The organism is Nitrososphaera sp. (assembly GCF_036397675.1).
In the GTDB taxonomy this organism is placed as follows: domain Archaea; phylum Thermoproteota; class Nitrososphaeria; order Nitrososphaerales; family Nitrososphaeraceae; genus Nitrososphaera.
This window is the reverse complement of the sequence record NZ_DASWIL010000016.1, coordinates 18197-33931: the sequence shown is the minus strand read 5'-3', so window position 1 is coordinate 33931 and position 15735 is coordinate 18197. Positions and strand designations below refer to the sequence as shown.

At 53.2% G+C, this 15735-nt stretch carries 19 protein-coding genes; 14 read left to right on the top strand and 5 right to left on the bottom strand.

Features of this window, described 5'->3' with window-relative positions:
• Nucleotides 1–886: 886 nt before the first annotated feature.
• Nucleotides 887–1636 (bottom strand): class I SAM-dependent methyltransferase, encoded by a 750-nt coding sequence (locus VGA14_RS03025; protein WP_331002267.1) that lies wholly within the window; start codon nt 1634–1636, stop codon nt 887–889.
• Here VGA14_RS03025 and VGA14_RS03020 point away from each other — a divergent pair.
• The 5 genes from VGA14_RS03020 (at nt 1605) to VGA14_RS03000 (ending at nt 3627) form a co-directional block, all read left to right on the top strand.
• On the top strand, nt 1605–1748 hold the full coding sequence (locus VGA14_RS03020; RefSeq protein WP_331002266.1) for a hypothetical protein: 144 nt from the start codon (nt 1605–1607) through the stop codon (nt 1746–1748). The genes VGA14_RS03025 and VGA14_RS03020 overlap by 32 nt on opposite strands.
• 62 nt (nt 1749–1810) lie before the next feature.
• Complete coding sequence (locus VGA14_RS03015) at nt 1811–2404, top strand: hypothetical protein (protein WP_331002265.1); 594 nt, start codon at nt 1811–1813, stop codon at nt 2402–2404.
• A gap of 39 nt (nt 2405–2443) precedes the next feature.
• Nucleotides 2444–2710, top strand: coding sequence for a hypothetical protein (locus tag VGA14_RS03010; protein ID WP_331002264.1), 267 nt, complete (start codon nt 2444–2446; stop codon nt 2708–2710).
• A gap of 42 nt (nt 2711–2752) precedes the next feature.
• On the top strand, nt 2753–3151 hold the full coding sequence (locus tag VGA14_RS03005) for a pyridoxamine 5'-phosphate oxidase family protein (protein ID WP_331002263.1): 399 nt from the start codon (nt 2753–2755) through the stop codon (nt 3149–3151).
• Nucleotides 3148–3627, top strand: coding sequence for a hypothetical protein (locus tag VGA14_RS03000; RefSeq protein ID WP_331002262.1), 480 nt, complete (start codon nt 3148–3150; stop codon nt 3625–3627). Before VGA14_RS03005 ends, VGA14_RS03000 begins: the two co-directional genes overlap by 4 nt.
• On the opposite strand, the gene VGA14_RS02995 is transcribed toward VGA14_RS03000, so the two are convergent.
• Nucleotides 3616–3945 carry a dUTPase gene (locus tag VGA14_RS02995; protein ID WP_331002261.1) on the bottom strand — a complete coding sequence of 110 codons (330 nt, stop codon included), beginning with the start codon at nt 3943–3945 and terminating at the stop codon, nt 3616–3618. The two genes, VGA14_RS03000 and VGA14_RS02995, sit on opposite strands and share 12 nt — an antisense overlap.
• 111 nt (nt 3946–4056) lie before the next feature.
• Here VGA14_RS02995 and VGA14_RS02990 point away from each other — a divergent pair, with 111 nt between their 5' ends.
• Nucleotides 4057–5040 (top strand): hypothetical protein, encoded by a 984-nt coding sequence (locus VGA14_RS02990; protein WP_331002260.1) that lies wholly within the window; start codon nt 4057–4059, stop codon nt 5038–5040.
• Nucleotides 5041–5283: 243 nt separating this feature from the next.
• Here the strand turns inward: VGA14_RS02990 and VGA14_RS02985 are convergent, their stop codons facing one another.
• Together VGA14_RS02985 and VGA14_RS02980 are read right to left on the bottom strand one after the other, a co-directional pair.
• On the bottom strand, nt 5284–6468 hold the full coding sequence (locus tag VGA14_RS02985; RefSeq protein ID WP_331002259.1) for a glycosyltransferase family 2 protein: 1185 nt from the start codon (nt 6466–6468) through the stop codon (nt 5284–5286).
• Nucleotides 6469–6501: 33 nt separating this feature from the next.
• Nucleotides 6502–7152: a hypothetical protein gene (locus VGA14_RS02980; RefSeq protein ID WP_331002258.1), complete on the bottom strand. Its 651-nt coding sequence runs from the start codon at nt 7150–7152 to the stop codon at nt 6502–6504.
• A 98-nt stretch (nt 7153–7250) separates the two neighbouring features.
• On the opposite strand from VGA14_RS02980, the gene VGA14_RS02975 reads away from it, so the two are divergent.
• The 5 genes from VGA14_RS02975 to VGA14_RS02955 are packed head-to-tail and all read left to right on the top strand — an operon-like array spanning nt 7251 to nt 11687.
• The gene (locus VGA14_RS02975) at nt 7251–7502 is read left to right on the top strand and encodes a U6 snRNA-associated Sm-like protein LSm6 (protein WP_331002257.1); all 252 of its coding nucleotides are present in this window, start codon (nt 7251–7253) and stop codon (nt 7500–7502) included.
• Between the two features lie 18 nt (nt 7503–7520).
• Complete coding sequence (metK, locus tag VGA14_RS02970) at nt 7521–8663, top strand: methionine adenosyltransferase (protein WP_331002256.1); 1143 nt, start codon at nt 7521–7523, stop codon at nt 8661–8663.
• Nucleotides 8664–8702: 39 nt separating this feature from the next.
• Nucleotides 8703–9452, top strand: coding sequence for an SDR family NAD(P)-dependent oxidoreductase (locus tag VGA14_RS02965; RefSeq protein WP_331002255.1), 750 nt, complete (start codon nt 8703–8705; stop codon nt 9450–9452).
• Nucleotides 9452–10591, top strand: coding sequence for a cobalt-precorrin-5B (C(1))-methyltransferase (locus tag VGA14_RS02960; RefSeq protein WP_331002254.1), 1140 nt, complete (start codon nt 9452–9454; stop codon nt 10589–10591). The genes VGA14_RS02965 and VGA14_RS02960 overlap by 1 nt, the downstream gene beginning before the upstream one ends.
• Nucleotides 10592–10628: 37 nt before the next feature.
• Nucleotides 10629–11687 carry a cobalt-precorrin 5A hydrolase gene (locus VGA14_RS02955; protein WP_331002253.1) on the top strand — a complete coding sequence of 353 codons (1059 nt, stop codon included), beginning with the start codon at nt 10629–10631 and terminating at the stop codon, nt 11685–11687.
• A gap of 137 nt (nt 11688–11824) precedes the next feature.
• Here VGA14_RS02955 and VGA14_RS02950 read toward each other — a convergent pair whose 3' ends face one another.
• Nucleotides 11825–12673 carry a hypothetical protein gene (locus VGA14_RS02950; protein WP_331002252.1) on the bottom strand — a complete coding sequence of 283 codons (849 nt, stop codon included), beginning with the start codon at nt 12671–12673 and terminating at the stop codon, nt 11825–11827.
• 308 nt (nt 12674–12981) lie between these two features.
• Between VGA14_RS02950 and VGA14_RS02945 the strand changes: the two genes are divergently transcribed.
• From VGA14_RS02945 to VGA14_RS02935, 3 genes are all read left to right on the top strand, one after another.
• Nucleotides 12982–13215: a hypothetical protein gene (locus VGA14_RS02945; RefSeq protein WP_331002251.1), complete on the top strand. Its 234-nt coding sequence runs from the start codon at nt 12982–12984 to the stop codon at nt 13213–13215.
• Nucleotides 13215–13469 carry a hypothetical protein gene (locus tag VGA14_RS02940; protein WP_331002250.1) on the top strand — a complete coding sequence of 85 codons (255 nt, stop codon included), beginning with the start codon at nt 13215–13217 and terminating at the stop codon, nt 13467–13469. The genes VGA14_RS02945 and VGA14_RS02940 overlap by 1 nt, the downstream gene beginning before the upstream one ends.
• Nucleotides 13470–13625: 156 nt before the next feature.
• Nucleotides 13626–15695, top strand: a complete 2070-nt coding sequence (locus VGA14_RS02935; protein ID WP_331002249.1) for a DNA polymerase domain-containing protein — start codon at nt 13626–13628, stop codon at nt 15693–15695.
• Nucleotides 15696–15735 lie beyond the last annotated feature (40 nt).

The window sequence follows — 15735 nt, the reverse complement described above, 5'->3', positions numbered from 1 at the left end:
GCACTTGCAACATTTCAAAAACATTTGTCGCATGCTCCCGATCTCAACACTAAGAAGAGCGTTGAAAAGAGGATACTCCAGGAAAACTCCCGGTATCTTCGGAGCCTTCTCATACCGGACTCGGGCCCGGCGCAGGAGCAGCTAAAAGTTGATGAGCACGCGCGGATCTAAATTGGCAGCTTGGGCGCTTTGGGAATTTAGGCTAAACGGTCGACGCCTGAATCATGAGGATTTCCCGGAGAGGCGCTTTTACCGTTCAAAGGGCGGGTCCTGACCGATGTTCTTTTCAAACCGTCGTAAAAGGGCCAGGTATGCGGACTTTGAGGAAAAGGACGACGATGAGGCCGGCGACAGATATCCATCTATAGATGACCGCCGGCAAGCTCCCGCCGCTTACTCTGCAGCTTCCGAATCAACTTATCGAGGTCCTCTATGTCGGCCACGAGGTCAACGACGCCCGGAAAAGCGCGCCGGCAGTACGGGCAAGTTTCTTCAAAATCTATCGTGCAAACCTTCACCGTTTGAGCTTGCATAACCGTAGCATGTCAGGCTGTCTTTTATCATTTGCGAGGCCGGCGACAGATATCCACCAAAGGATGCAAGGGAGCAGATAGAAAAGGACCTTGAAGATATAGTATCTAAAAACCATATAGCAAAATCTTTGCCACTAGAATGTAAGGATCGCAGATACTCAATTAATGCGAAAATGGCTCATATTAAGAAAAAATTACAACAAAGCCAGCGTGTGGAAAAACACGCCACACCAGTGCTCATAAGTAATGACGGTCATAGCGCGGAGATAAGCGCCAAGTATGCAGAATACCTCTTGGAGCTACAAGAGGTCAAGGCGTGACGTGCTCAAAATATACCAGTCTATGTCTAACATCTAAATGCAGTCTGACCAGTAGTCGCTAAACGATCCAGCTTCATATTCAAAGACAAACTTTTTGATTGCTATCTCAGAAAAACCTGCCGCCGATATCGCGCGCTCTAGATCCTCCTCCCTACCAAACCTGTGGACGTTTGGAGCACCGGCCGGCCTGATGTCAGGGATGTGCTCCAATACAGGCTCCATTATTGTGCTAAAATAGGGCACGCCTGCTGCAGGCCCGTGCACTGCCACTGCCAGCCTCCCTTCGCGTTTTAGCAAGGACCTTAGAACCGACAGCACCTTTTCCGGTTCCGGGAAGAACATGAGGGCGTACTGGCAAAGTATGACGTCAAATTTGGCTTTCAGGCCGATGTGCTCAGCGTCCATCTCTACAAAGTGGCAGTTCGGGATTTCAGACCTTGCTATCGCAAGAGGGCCTTTTGCAAAGTCTATGCCGACTAGCAGGCCCGGCGGGCTGATGAACTGAGATACCTCTTTTGCGACGGCGCCTGTGCCGCAGGCAAGGTCCAGGACAAAGTCGTCCCTTTTGATATTTGCAGCCCTGACCAGCTCCTTCGTGGACCTGAAGGGACCCTTGCCTACGTCCGCCCATCCCGCGTGGTAGCTGGACGCGACGTTGTTCCAGTTGTCGCGAAAAGTTTGCTTGTACTTGATGGGGTCGTAGGACAGGCCACAGAAAAGTTTTATTCTCTTCCTAATTAACCATCGCGCGTTGAAAGGGTTCTTCGTCCATTCGACATGCACTGTCTGCGGCGAGACCTTTGACTCTGACTACAACCTGATGAAGCACGTGAGCAAGAGCCCCCCGCCCAACGTCAAGCCGATCTGGAGCGAGGGCGAGCATAACTGCAGCTGAGTAAACCACCTGCACGAGCACTAGCAAAAATTCTTAAGGCTATCTATCACCCTGACAGCCAAGTGCTCCCTGACAAACTGTTCTTCATCTACGTCGCCAAAAACGAGGAATGGCAGAGCCTGCAGGCAGAGGACTGGGAGTACGTCTCGTCGATGGCTCGGTTCTACCACTGGTGGGCCAAGAGATTTTTCGACTTTGACCTCACGGTAGAGTCGGACATATTGCCCATCATACCCGGCAAGCTGTTTGACAGGATGTCGCTTGCCTACCTGCTCAGGGACCACGAGGATCGGGGCAAATACACATACCACTTTTACCTAGCGTACTTCAAGCCGTTCTTCACTGACTGCAACACGGAGGGCTACTCGACGGAGAACTTTGGCATGACATTCTGGAAGCGGCCAAAAGAGCCGGAGGCTGAGATCAAGCGCTTCTCCTACTTTGCGCAGGAAAACTGTCCCAAGGTGTCGCACGTCCTCGCCCACGAGCTTTTGCGTCTGAACGGCAAAAAGCGCGAGACCTATGTCACCAAGGTGCACAAGCTGTGGACAAAGCATGTCGAAGGGGGCAAACCGTTTTTGTATTTTGACAGCCAGTTCAGGCGCACGGGAAGCGAGTCGTTCAGGTTTGCCACGCTAGACCCTGATGAACTCTGAGGCAAAGAATATCTGTCCCTTTGGCGCACGCGTTACGAATTGCGTTTCGGGCTGGAACTCTTGGCCAAGGCCGGCGCTATAACGTCTACCACAGGCGTCGCCATGCTGGTCACGTTTGTCGCGATGTTGCTTGCGTTTCCTGTGGTCAAAGAGTGCCAGGACGGCGACTGCCATTTCGAGTCTACGGCGCCGGAGCAGTTAAAGTCGATAATAAACCCCGGATACCTTGCCTCGTCGCTCTTGGTGATAGCGGCGGGGATTGTGATGATACGCTACAGCCGCTGGCGCGAGTCGAAAACCGTTTGAGCCCGCCGGCTATAAATACGAGAAATTGCCATCTGCTAAAGATTGATAAGGTTCACACGGGGCGAAATTGATTTCCTCAGGCAGAACGAGGCGTGCCGGGTCGCGACTTGCCATGACGACATACCGCACGTAGTCCCCGTGTCATATGTGTTCGAGGACGGTGTCTTTTACTTTGCCACCGACCTTGAGACCCGCAAGCTGGAAAACATTAGTGCTAACAACAGGGTCGCACTTTCAGTCGACGTCTACAACCCAAAAGGCAACGCGGCCGTGTGCATACAAGGCAGGGCGGAGCTGATAGAACATGGCGTTGAGTTTTCCCGGCTTTACAAGATATTTGAGAAAAAATTTGCCTGGGTGAGGCACGATCCGTGGAAGGAAGGCGAGGCGCCATTTGTCAGGGTGATCCCAACAAGCAAGGCGAGCTGGGGAATGAAATGACAGGGTTGAAAAAGAAATTCGACGACGCGGCCGGCAAGATCTGTGAGGTGCTTATACCTGTAAAGCACGAGCTTTATGCCGGCAAGGGAAGGGAGGTCGCGATATGCACGCTTGGCAGCATCGACCTGCTTGAGGAAATATCCTGTTCCCGGCTTATGGACCGGGTGGCCTTGGCCGGCAGGCTCCTCTCAGAGAATAAGGGCATAGACGGCATGATTCGCTATGCGGTAGAACACCCAGACCTTAGGCGAATAGTGCTGTGCGGCAGGGAAGTCAAGGGGCATTTTGCAGGCCAGGCGCTGCTTGCACTGCATAAAAACGGCGTCGACAAAAGCAACACGATAATCGGCGCTCGGGGGCCGTACCCGACACTTGAATCGCCAATAGGGCAGATAGCATCTTTTCGGAAGCATGTGGCAATAGACAACTTGGTGGGGATCACGGACCTTGAAAAGATAGTGGCTCTAGTACCCTGAGATCTGCCTGTCGCGGTTTACCTCGTTCTTTTTCTTGTATTCGTCTAGGATGTCCGACGGCGTCATGCCAAGTTCAATAGATGCCTGCACGACAAAGTGCCAGATGTCTATCAACTCTTCCTTTGCGGAAGCACTATCAAAGCCAGTTGGCTTTTTCCACCACTTCCAATTTGTCAGGCGCTGGAGCTCAACTGTTTCGTGTATTATTGCAGTTGAAAGCGCGGATACCCTGCCCTCCGCGTCAGCAGGATAGCGCGACAGGTCCATCATGCCGGCTAGCTCTTCTTGCATGGAAAATATCGTTTCAAGGGTGTCCATCTCTGCTCACTTGAGCGCCCTGTTGTAAAAAAGTTTGACTGCTCGGCTCGTGTCGATGGATGCATGAGAGAGTGCGAAAGCTTTAAGGCGTGTGATAGAGATAGGGCATGCATGGCTTCCAACAGGCGACCTGTTACCTTAAGGCCTGAGGCGGACAACCAGTCTGCCTCGCTTGGCAACGTTATTTCGTCATCGCTTGACATGTTCAGGATAGAGGATGCACAGACGCGCAAAAAGGCAGTAGAGTTTCTGGGCAACGTGTCGCTGGCAACGGTCAACGCCTACGGCAAGTGGCTGACCGCAATCAAGGCCGTGGCCGACGCATGCACTGCCACAGGCTACATGTTCTCGCAGTCCGACTTGTGCGACTTTCTCACAGTTGCCGCAAAAGGCATGGACTCCAAGAGGGCAGGAGCAAAAGCAGTCAATGACGCAACATTCCACATCTACATGGACGTCATGGAGAACTACCCGCGTTCAGACGAGAAACTCAAGCTCAATTTCCCGAGGATCATAGTCGACATCATATCCATACTCGACAAGGGAGTGGACACTCGCGGCGCGGCGGTGGGTGTATATGGCATCGAACGCTACTATCAGGAGCGCAAGGCGACTGCGCCATCAGAAGACCCAACTTCCAGCTATATCGCAAGGCCGGCGCAGGAGATAAAGCACCGCACGGGGCAGCCGGCAGCGCCTGTGACCTTTAGCGAGGACTTGGTCGAGAACCTGTCACACATAACTGGCAGGCGGACAAAGGACCTTGAAGTGTCGCTTGCAAGCCTTCAGCCGGCCGACGTCAAAAAGATAACCAACCTTTCTGTCAACTACAAGCGACTGCAAAAGTACAGCAAGCTGTCCAAGCCAGAGACCCTGAAAAAGGAAGTCGAGAAGGACCTAGGGCGCAAGCTCACCGACAACCAGCTGCAGCACGCCGTCAACTCTATCCGCAAGGCCAAGATATACATCGAAAACATGCTCGACGGCAAGTTCGTGCCCCATGGAACGCACGGCATCAACCACGTCAAGCACAACCTGGAATACGGCTACCAACTGATGGGACTGATAGAACCCAGAAAGAGAAGGTCAGGTTAACAAATTAAGTTAGATAGGGCCATCCCCCTATCGGAAAGGCCGATAAATCCGCCCTAGAGATGTTGGGGGGTCCCTACCTATTTATCGTCGTTCTTCCGGTTGTATTTTCTATTAGATCCTAATAATTTAAGTCTTATTATCATGAAATTGCAAAACTATATTACTATTGGCTACATTTTATGAATTATAACAAAACATGACGATATTTAGTATAATTATTGCATACCAAATTCGGCTGTCGACTTAGCCCCAGATCTTTTCCTTGAACGTCCACTTCTTGTTCAAAAGAAAGTTGCTTATTGAGGCAATAGCCACTGCCAAGACCAGCGCAAGTGGGTAGCTCAGCTTCTGGCTTTCCACGAGGTAGTAGACCATTGTGAGCTGCACAAGCGCGCCAAATACCGAGAACCCCGCAAACATGCCGTACTGCACAAAGGTCCTCTTGGCTAACAGAACGCGGTCCTCAAATGTCCACATCTTGTTGAGGAAAAAGTTAGAGGTTATCGAGAGCATGATGCCTGCCACCGTCGCGTGCAGGTACCAGATGCCCGGCAAAAGCGCGGTGAGTACAAAAGAGGCGAGGTAGTTGATCAGCAGGCCGCTGGCGCCGACGGTGTAGAATCTGCCTGCCTTTGAGAGAAAGCGCACCGACCTGCGCCTTTCTTCGGGAGCCGCCCTGCCGTAGCGGTACAGCCGCCACACGGCCCTGACGTAGTCTATCATGGTCGACGTGTCGAGCTTGCTCGAGCCAAGCCTGCGGTTTGTGAACGTGTATGGTATCTCTTTTATCTTTGCACCTCTTATCTTGACAAGCATCTCCAGAAGCATCTTGAAGCCGATGGCGTCAAAGTCGATGCCGTTTATTACTTGGCGCCTGAACGCGAAAAAGCCGGACATCGGATCCTTGATGTGTATTCCGAGGCTGTACTGCGCGATCTTGGTCGCCCCCCTGCTTATCAGCTTGCGCCTGAACGGCCACCCGGACACGCCGCCGCCCTTGATATAGCGCGACGCGACCACGATGTCGCACTTTGAGTGGTTTATCTCCTCAAGCATCATGGGTATCATCTGCGGTGGGTGAGACATGTCGCTGTCCATGACCACTACCACTTCGCCCGAGGCGGAATTTACTCCAGCCAGAATCGCCGAGCTGAGGCCCAACTTGCCCGGCCTGTTTATGACTTGTACATGCAGGCGCTTTTTCAGCTCCTGGCCGAGCTGGCCCGCATACTTGGCTACCACGTTGCCGGTGCCGTCAGGCGAGTTGTCGTCAACTACGACTATCTCTGCCTGCGTGCCTTCGGGAATGGCATAAGCTATCGAGTCTATCACTTTGACAATGTTTTGTGACTCGTTATATGTGGGCAGGATTATTGACAGCGGAAGTCTGGAAGGCTTTAGCAGCTCTTCCTGTCGGGGAGTCTCCAACAAATCCTTCATGCATCATGCAATATAAAACGCTTAGTCTGCATCAGAAATGCCGTTTTTGGCTATGGAAAACCGGGCCGAGCCTCCAGGCGGCTGTACAAGCGTTGCCTTGTAGGATGATTTCGTGGCGTTTTCTATCTCGAATTTCACCCTGACATGCGCGTGTATCGAGACTGTGCCGGACAGGTACTCGCGCTCCATGCCCTTGTCGTTTTCCTGCGGCACCGCCCTTACCATGTTTGTCGCGACCACCGCGCAGGGCGCGTTTATGGCAAGGAGCGCAAGCGCGTGCATGTGGCTCATGACCGCAAGGTGCCTTGACGGGCCCAGATACTCGGCGGAAAAAAGCGACGTCAGCGAGTCGACGACAACTAGCGCCGCGTCCGCGTTGATGGCCTTGTCGAGCGCGGCGACTTGGTCTTCGGTGTTGAGTGCCCTGACGACCGTGATGTCATCAAGTACATCCTTTGTTCCGGCAATCTCTGATATCCTCTCTGGCCGGAACGTACCGGTGGTGTCTATGAAACAAATGCTGTTTCCAGCGTGGGCACAGTTGGCACACAGCGTGAAACATAATTGAGACTTGCCCGAGCCGCTGGGCCCGTACACGTCTGTGAGCATGCCGGTCCTGATACCTCCACCAAGCAGCGCGTCAAGCGCCTTTGAGCCGGTCGCAATGTGCATGGCAGTATCTTGTCGCGCCTGTTTTTATGATTTGAGCAGAGCGGCAAAGGAACCTTTTTATTCGTGGTACTGTCCCTGATTTGCAAAGTGATTAACTAGTGTCTTCGCCGTCTTCGCAGCAATCAAAACGCCCGCTCTCGATTCTACAGCGCTCGATAAATCGCAAGGTCGCAGTCAGGCTAAAGAGCGAGATAGAGTACAAGGGCAAGATGAACAATGTTGATTCTTACATGAATCTCATACTTACAGACGCCGAAGAATTCAACGGAAGCGACGTCATGGCAAACTACGGCAAGGTCGTAATCCGCGGGAACAACGTGCTCTTTATCAAGCTGGAAAAAGACATCTAACGGGTGACTTGCTGACAAATGGTCAAACGCTGGCTGTTTACCTCTGAAAGTGTGACGGAGGGTCACCCAGACAAGATCTGCGACCAGATCTCCGATTCCATTTTAGATGAGTTTCTGAGACAGGACCCAGACTCGAGGGTCGCGGCCGAGTCGATGACTACAACCGGCATCGTGTTTGTGGCCGGCGAGGTCACATCAAAGGGACACACGGATGTGCAGAAACTGGTGCGCGGCACCATCCGAGAAATTGGATACGACGATCCCAAGCTTGGATTTGACTGCGACTCGTGCTCGGTGCTTGCAGCACTGCACGAGCAGAGCCCGGACATCTCGATGGGTGTGACTGCGACCGATAACAAGGAGCAGGGCGCAGGCGACCAGGGGCTGATGTTTGGTTACGCCACAAATGAAACGCCACAATTTATGCCGCTTCCAATAACGATGGCGCACCAGCTTTCAATGAAGCTGGCAAGCGCAAGGAAAAGCAAGGAGCTTGGCTGGCTGCGGCCAGACGGCAAGTCGCAGGTTTCCGTAGTTTACGAGGACGGTGTGCCACAGCGCATCGCCACTGTTGTTATTTCGACGCAGCACTCTCCTGACATAGGCATGGAGCATCTGCGAGAAGAAGTGATAAGCAAGGTGATCAGGCCCGTCTGCGGCGAGTGGATCGACGACAAGACCAAGTTCCTCGTCAATCCGACTGGCAGGTTCGTAATAGGCGGCCCGCCCGGCGACACCGGCCTCACCGGTAGAAAGATAATCGCTGACACGTACGGCGGCATGGGTAGGCACGGCGGAGGTGCGTTTTCGGGCAAGGACCCGTCAAAGGTGGACCGCTCCGCGTGCTACATGGCGCGGTACGTTGCCAAGAACATTGTGGCTGCCGGCCTTGCGGACAAGTGCGAGGTCCAGGTGGCCTACGCTATCGGAGTCGCAGAGCCCGTCTCAATAATGGTTGACACGTTTGGCACCGGCAAGGAAAGCGAGGAAGAGATAGAGGCCAAGGTGCGCAAGGTCTTTGACATGAAGCCTGCAGGCATCATTAAGACGCTCGACTTGAAGCGCCCTATCTACAAGCCAACCGCTGCGTACGGCCACTTTGGCAGGGAAGGGCCTGGCTTTACGTGGGAGCGGACCGACAAGACGTCTCTCCTGAAGTAGCTGCAACATAAAATAATACGCAGGTTCTACCATTACTGTTTGCTGAAAGGCAGAGTAGTGGTCGTTACCGGGGCCACGAGGGGGATAGGCTTTGCGACAGCCAGAGAGCTCGCTGCAAGGAATGCCACCGTCGTCGTGTGCTCTAGAGACATCGCAACCGCGGAAAAGGCGGCAAGGCGCATTGGGAAAAAGGCACACCCTGCAAGCCTTGATGTCACGAGCGCAAAGAGCGTGTCAAGTTTTGTGAAAAAAGTCGTTGCAGATCACGGCAGGATAGACATCCTTGTCAACAACGCCGGCTACCCGTTTGACCCCAAGATATGGTACAAGAAGATGCACAGGGTGAGCGACGAGGAGCTCGGCGCCGTGCTTGCAGTCGACCTGGAAGGAACGTTCAGGATTACAAAAGCCGTCCTGCCGTTGATGGTAAAAAGTGGCAAAGGTGTCGTCATCAGCATCTCGTCCACGCCGGCGATTGCGGGCTACACCGAAGGTGCGCCCTACTCGATTGCCAAGGCCGGTATTGTAGCAATGACAAAACACGCGGCGCTAGAGTATGGGAAGGACAACGTCCGGGCTTACGTCCTTGCGCTTGGCAACATTGCCACCGACGCCACGTTCAATTCCATGACTGCAAGGGCAATAAAGGCCGCGACGCAGGAAAGCGCCATGAAGAGGTGGGGTAAGCCCCAAGAAGTCGCCCGCACAATAGCGGGTCTTGCCACCGACGACTTTTCCTTTGCTACTGGCAACACAATAGTGGTTGACGGAGGCACGGTGCTCTTCTGATGTCAGACGACGACCTGTCGCTTGCAGAGCAGGAGCAAGTGCTGCCTGCAGAGGTGGAGGAAAAGATGAGGAAAGGCGCACTCAGGACAGGCTACTCCACGGGCACAACTGCAACCGCGGCCACGAAGGCCGCCCTTTACGCCCTCTTGAACGAGCCGGTCAGTGAAGTGCAGGTCTCGCTGCCAAGAGACAAGACGGCCGCGCTCAAGGTGGCATGGACCCGGGCTGAAAACGGCAGGGTCACCTGCGCGGCGATAAAGGACGGGGGCGACGACCCGGACGTGACGCACGAAGCAGAAATCTGCTCTACAGTATCTTTCAACAATAATGCCGGCGCGGTGAACATTGAGGGGGGACAGGGCGTTGGCAGGGTGACCAAGCCCGGGCTCGGGCTTGAAGTCGGCAAGGCGGCGATAAACCCCACTCCGATGGCGATGTTGAAACAGGCGGTGGAACAAGTTGTCGGCGAGCAGCTGAAGACGCGTGGAGTTGACGTTGTCATTTCCGTTCCAAAGGGCGAGGAGCTTGCCAAAAAAACGGACAACCCGCGTCTAGGGATAATTGGCGGCATCTCAATCCTTGGCACAACTGGCATCGTGCTTCCATATTCAACCGCGTCGTTTGCCGCCGCGATAAGGCAGAGCCTTGACGTCGCCATTGCCGCCGGCGCGGACACTGCAATCCTTACGACGGGGGGCCGGAGCGAGGATTTTGCAAAGACGCTGTTCACTCTTCCTGAGCACTGCTTTGTGCAGATGGGCGACTTTGCAGGCTATTCTGTAAGGCAAGCCGCGGCAAAAAAGATGCGCAGGGTGGTGATTGCGGGGTTTATCGGCAAGCTGACGAAAATGGCGATGGGAGTCAAGCAGACCCATGTGCGGGGCTCGCACGTCGACATGGAGTTCATGGCAAAGCTTGCAGAAAAATGTGGGGCCGGCGCAGGCGTCCTGACAGAGATACGGAAGGCAAACACCGCTCGACACGTCGGCGAGATAGTTGCCAAGAACAATATCTCGGGCTTTTACAGCCTGCTGTGCAAGAAGGTCCACGAGCAGATGCACGAGCACGCAAAGGGCCAGCTTGAGATCGAAGTCATCATGTTCGAATTTGAGGGCAAGGTGCTTGCACGCCACCCGTGAGCAAGATATTAATCCCCAGCACCTGTAACAGTCGGCGTTGACCCGAACGGCTGTCGTGGCCATCACAAAGCACGGCATCGAAATCGCGCGCAGGATAAAGGAAAAGATGCCAGAAGTCGAGATATACGTTCCCGCAAAGCACAACGACGGCGGAAATGATATCAGCTGGTTTTCAGACCAGAGCACTCAGCTTGTCAGCACCTTGTTCAAGACACATGACGCGCTTGTCTGCATATTTTCGCTAGGGGCAGTGATACGGATGGTCGCCCCGCACCTGGTAGACAAGAAGAGCGACCCTGCAGTCGTCGTAATAGACGACAGGGCAAACCACGTCATCAGCGCGCTGTCGGGGCACTTGGGAGGTGCAAACGCCCTTTCCCGGCTCCTCGCCTCGATACTTGGCGCAAGGCCGGTGATAACCACCGCAGCCGACGTGAACGAGACCATTGCAGTCGACCTTGTAGGCAGGGAGCACGGGTGGACTGTCGAGAACTTTGAGAACGTCACAAAGACCAGCGCGTTCATGGTAAACGAGGAAAAGGTTGCAGTATTTCAGGACGCGGGAGAGAAAGAGTGGTGGCATGCGCCGCTTCCAAAGAATGTGACAATAGTCAGCAGCCTTGAAGAAGTCAAGTCGCCCGACTTCAAGGCCGGCCTAGTGATAACGGACAGAGCAGTAACAGACACCGCCGTAATTAGCAAGTCTGTCATTTATCGGCCAAAGACGCTTGTAGTGGGCGTAGGACTGCACTTTGACACCAACAGCGTCACCATCGAGTCAGGCGTTGTCAAAGTATTCGAAGACAATGGCCTGGCCCTTGCAAGCATACGCAACGTAGCAAGCGTCAACAGGGGGGCAAGGGTGAAAGGGCTTGACGAGTTTGCGCAAAATCACAAGCTTTTAGTCGAGATTTTTGAAAAGGCTGAGCTTGCAAAGGTCGAGGTGCCAAACCCGTCTGAGGCGGTGCAAAAGTTCGAGGGCACTGCAAGCGTGTCGGAAGCTGCGTCTCTGCTCAGCTCAAAGGGCGAACTGATAGTGCAGAAGGTCAAGTTCACGCCGAACCTGACGGTTGCAGTGTGCAGGGTAAAACGTTAAGGATGTTTAATCCCTCCTTCTATCCTCGATGAGAGTTTAGAAAATAAACGGTAAAATACACGATCCTCTCATCTTAATGAGGAGACAATGCCGTCGGGCAGACGCGACTGGCTTTATGCTGCAATCAAACCGCGTTCTTATTTCTCGGGGATGCTTTTCAACTCGTCCTCAGTCAGAGAAACATGATTCCTCTCGCGCTGGTTGTAAAGTTCGGCGCTCACCCTGCCATATCTGGCTTTTCTCATCTCTATCCGCTGCCTGAAACTGGGCGTCACCAGACCTGTGTATTTACCATCCTGCAGTGACGTGATAACAAGCAGCCTGTTCGAGATTTCAGCTATTGACTTGCTTATCCTTCCAACGACGCGTTCAGCTTCCTTTCTCTTTATGTTAGGGTCGTCAAACAGGTCCAGCAGGCCGGGTATTACGACGGCCCTGGCCTGATATCTCTGGGCGACTTTTGGCAGCTCTCTCAATAGGCTCCGCAGCTGGTATATCGTAAACGTTCGGCTGACGATTATCCTGTCAAGCGCTTTCCTGATGTTCAGGCCGTACTGCCTGATAAAGTCGACAGTCTGGTAAAAGTCAGACTTGTTGCCTGCATCGACTATCACCACGTAGGGCGAGTCCAGTCCGCCGTGATTTGTTGGCAAAAGCGCCCTGACGCACAATCTTGTCAGCAGGAGGTTGGACCTGTAGCCGCTGATGCAGAGCGAGCCTGTCGTGGCCAGCGACAGCAACGGACTTAGCTTTTCAATGTCTAGCCTGAATCTCGTCAGGTCGTATGCCGTCTGGAGCTTTAGTGGAGGAAGTGCCCGTTCCCGTATTGCAGTCGGCTGCCGCCTCGTCAGGCAGCTGCGCAAGCTTGTCCCGCATTCCGGGCAGTCTTCAACGATTGACGAAGCATCGATCTGAGCGTCGGTCTCCTTAAGGATGGAGCCGCAATTTGAGCATAAGTACTGTGATAGAGGTTCAAACCGCTGCATGACTTCACATGTTGGATTGTGTTTCCTATTAATCCGTGAGACACCTTCAGGGGACTCCCCCCTCCCCTCGAGGTGAGCTTGGCCTTATCTAGAGCCTGTGGCTTAATCGCCCCATGCGCCGCGGACATTCATTCCTAGCTCAGGCCACCAGCCAATACAAAGAATGCAAGGACTGCAACAAGAGGACTCCTCACGTCTGCATCAAGTGTGGATTGTGCTACTCGTGCCACTGGATATCCGAGCAGGCGCGGCCGTCCGTCGTCGCATAGCTGGTGCTAACTTTGGGGAGGACAGTGCCGTCATTCCGTTTGGCTCTGGCTCAGGAAGAAGCAGAGTGGAAGGAATATCGCAGATATCTTGGCAAAAAGGAGAGAAAAGCCTTTGATGAAATGTTTGCAGCGGTCAGATTGTATATTTCGGCCTGCTCCAGTGCCATCAAGCCGGTCAGGATTTACGTCATTGTCGCAACGATTCTTTTTCATCACTTCCTAGAGCTGATCGATTTAGCTCAAGAGCTGGGACTGAAGGAGCGGCCAGAGTAATGACGCTGAACCCGGATGACGACATAGTGAGGCAGATTATTCTATCATACAAGGGGTATGCAGACACACTCAGCGGCGAAAAGAGAAAACGGTTTGACGAACTGTTCAGCTTTTTGTACGAATTCGTGGAAGCCATTAATGCCAAGGGCGAACCTTTCCCGGAAGAAGCGGCGCTGGTGACGCTTGTTTTGAAGCAGCACATGATCATCGAGGATCTGAAACAAGAAGTGGCAAGTCTCAAAGGAAAGAAATAGCTCTTGACTGTTTCAGGCTGGCTATTCGATGCCTATCCGTCAAATGACAGGATGGTATTCTGGATAAAGACCGAGAGCGGAGAATCAGTCAGACTGGAGGACAGATGGACCCATTCTATCTATGTCGCTGGCGCTAGCCGGAGGGCCCTACAGGATTTGGCCAGGAATGAGGCCGTCCGGCACTACGTAAAGGAACACAGCTTTGTGCAGCGATATGAAAGAATACCAGACCGTCAAAAAAGCGAGGTTCTAAGGCTGACCCTAGCAGACTCGACCAAAGCGATAACACTTGGCAGTACGATAGAAGACGTCCACTTTGACGGGTTCAGGCTCTACAACGTCGACATCCTGCCACCGCAGGCGTACTTCTACGAACACGATCTCTTTCCACTTGCCCGGTGCTGTGTTTCACAGCAAAACGGAAGGCTGGTCTGGGAAATTGACGACGACCTGGCGACGACCGATTATGCCCTTCCAGATTTCAAGAGAGCGAGCATAGATGTCTCGGTGAAGCAGGAAGGCCGGCTGCCCCACTTCAGTGACAGGATAGACGCCATCAGAATAAAGATCGGCAATGAAACACTAACGATTCAGGGACAGTCTGAGGCTGACCTTCTGCGTGAATTCATTGATGAAGTAGCAAGAATAGACCCTGACTTTGTCTTTTCGACAGGTGGCGACGAATTTGTCTTCCCTTACCTCGTCAATCGCGCTCTAACTAACAATGTGAAGCTGACGCTTAGTAGGGAGAAAATCCTGGTTGCTGAACCGCCTAAAGGTGGCATAACCTACTTCAGCTATGGCCGCGTGCACTACCGCCCTTCTACCGTCATGCTTTACGGGCGGATACATATTGACACGCAAAACTCGTTCATCCTGGACAACTCCGCCCTGCAGGGGCTCTTTGAGATAGCAAGGATATGCAGAATCCCACTCCAGACGTGCTCCAGGGCCACCATAGGGCGCTGCCTGACCAGCCTGCAGTTCTACCACGCCTTCAAGCGGGACCTGCTCATGCCCTGGAAGCCGGCAAACCTGGAAAAATGGAAGTCCTACCATGAACTCTTCCGCGCAGACAGGGGCGGCCTAATCTTTGAGCCTGTGGTGGGGGTGCATGAAAACGTTGCCGAGTTCGACTTTGTCAGCCTGTATCCGTCAATCATGATGAAGAGGAACGTCTCCGGGGAGACCGTGAACTGCGACTGCTGCCCTGATTCAAAGAATGTTGTAGAAGAGCTAGGATACCACATGTGCGAAAAGAGGAGAGGGATAGTGTCGCAGTCTCTGGAACTCCCCCTGAGCCAGAGGGCAAAGTACAAGCACCTCAAAAAGACTGTTACCGACAAACTCCTGCGTGACATTTACGATGCAAGGCAGAACGCGCTAAAGTGGCTCGGCGTAGTGAGCTTTGGCTATCTGGGGCACGCAAACAGCAAGTTTGGATTGATAGATTCGCACATTGTCGTATGTGCAATTGACAGGGAAGTGCTCAGAACCGGAAGGAACGTCGTTGAATGCAAGGAATTTCAAAACCTGCACGGCATAGTCGACAGCCTATGGACAAAGCGCGACGGAGCTACCAGAGAAGATTACGCGAAACTAAAAGAGCCTATAGAGCAAGCTACAGGCTATGACATTTCGTTTGAAGGCGTCTACAAGTGGACAGTGTTCCTAGCATCAAAGAGGAACTCTCTGATTCCTGTCGTGAACCGATACTTCGGAGTGTTTGAAGACGGCAACGTGATAAAGGATAGGGGCATCGAGACGCGGCGGCATGACACACCCCCTCTTTTCTCCAGGTTCCAGAGCGAGGTTTTGCAAGTGATGGCTAGAGGCGATACCGTCAAAGAAGTCAAGGACGTGATGCCCATAGTGCAAGAAGTCTTTAAAGGATACAAACAACAACTGGAAGAAGGGTCGGTGCCGTTGACGGAACTCCTCTTTACCAAGATGCTATCGAAAGACTCTAGTGCCTACTCCGTAAATACCGCGGAGGCCGGAGCCATCTATCAGCTGCGGGATGAAGGCAAGCCTATGTGCGCAGGCCAGGTGTTGCAGTATGTTATTACCGATTATTACAGGAAGAACTCCAAGAAGAGGGCAGTACCGGTCGATCTGATTGACGATGATACAGACTACGACGCAAGAAGGTACATTGAATTGCTCGCCGAGGCTGGCAATAGCGTGACGCAGCCTTTCGGTTACATGATCCGGCCTCCGCGGTGAGAAGAAATCCGGGCAGCAGCGGCAGGCGATGCCTGAAAAG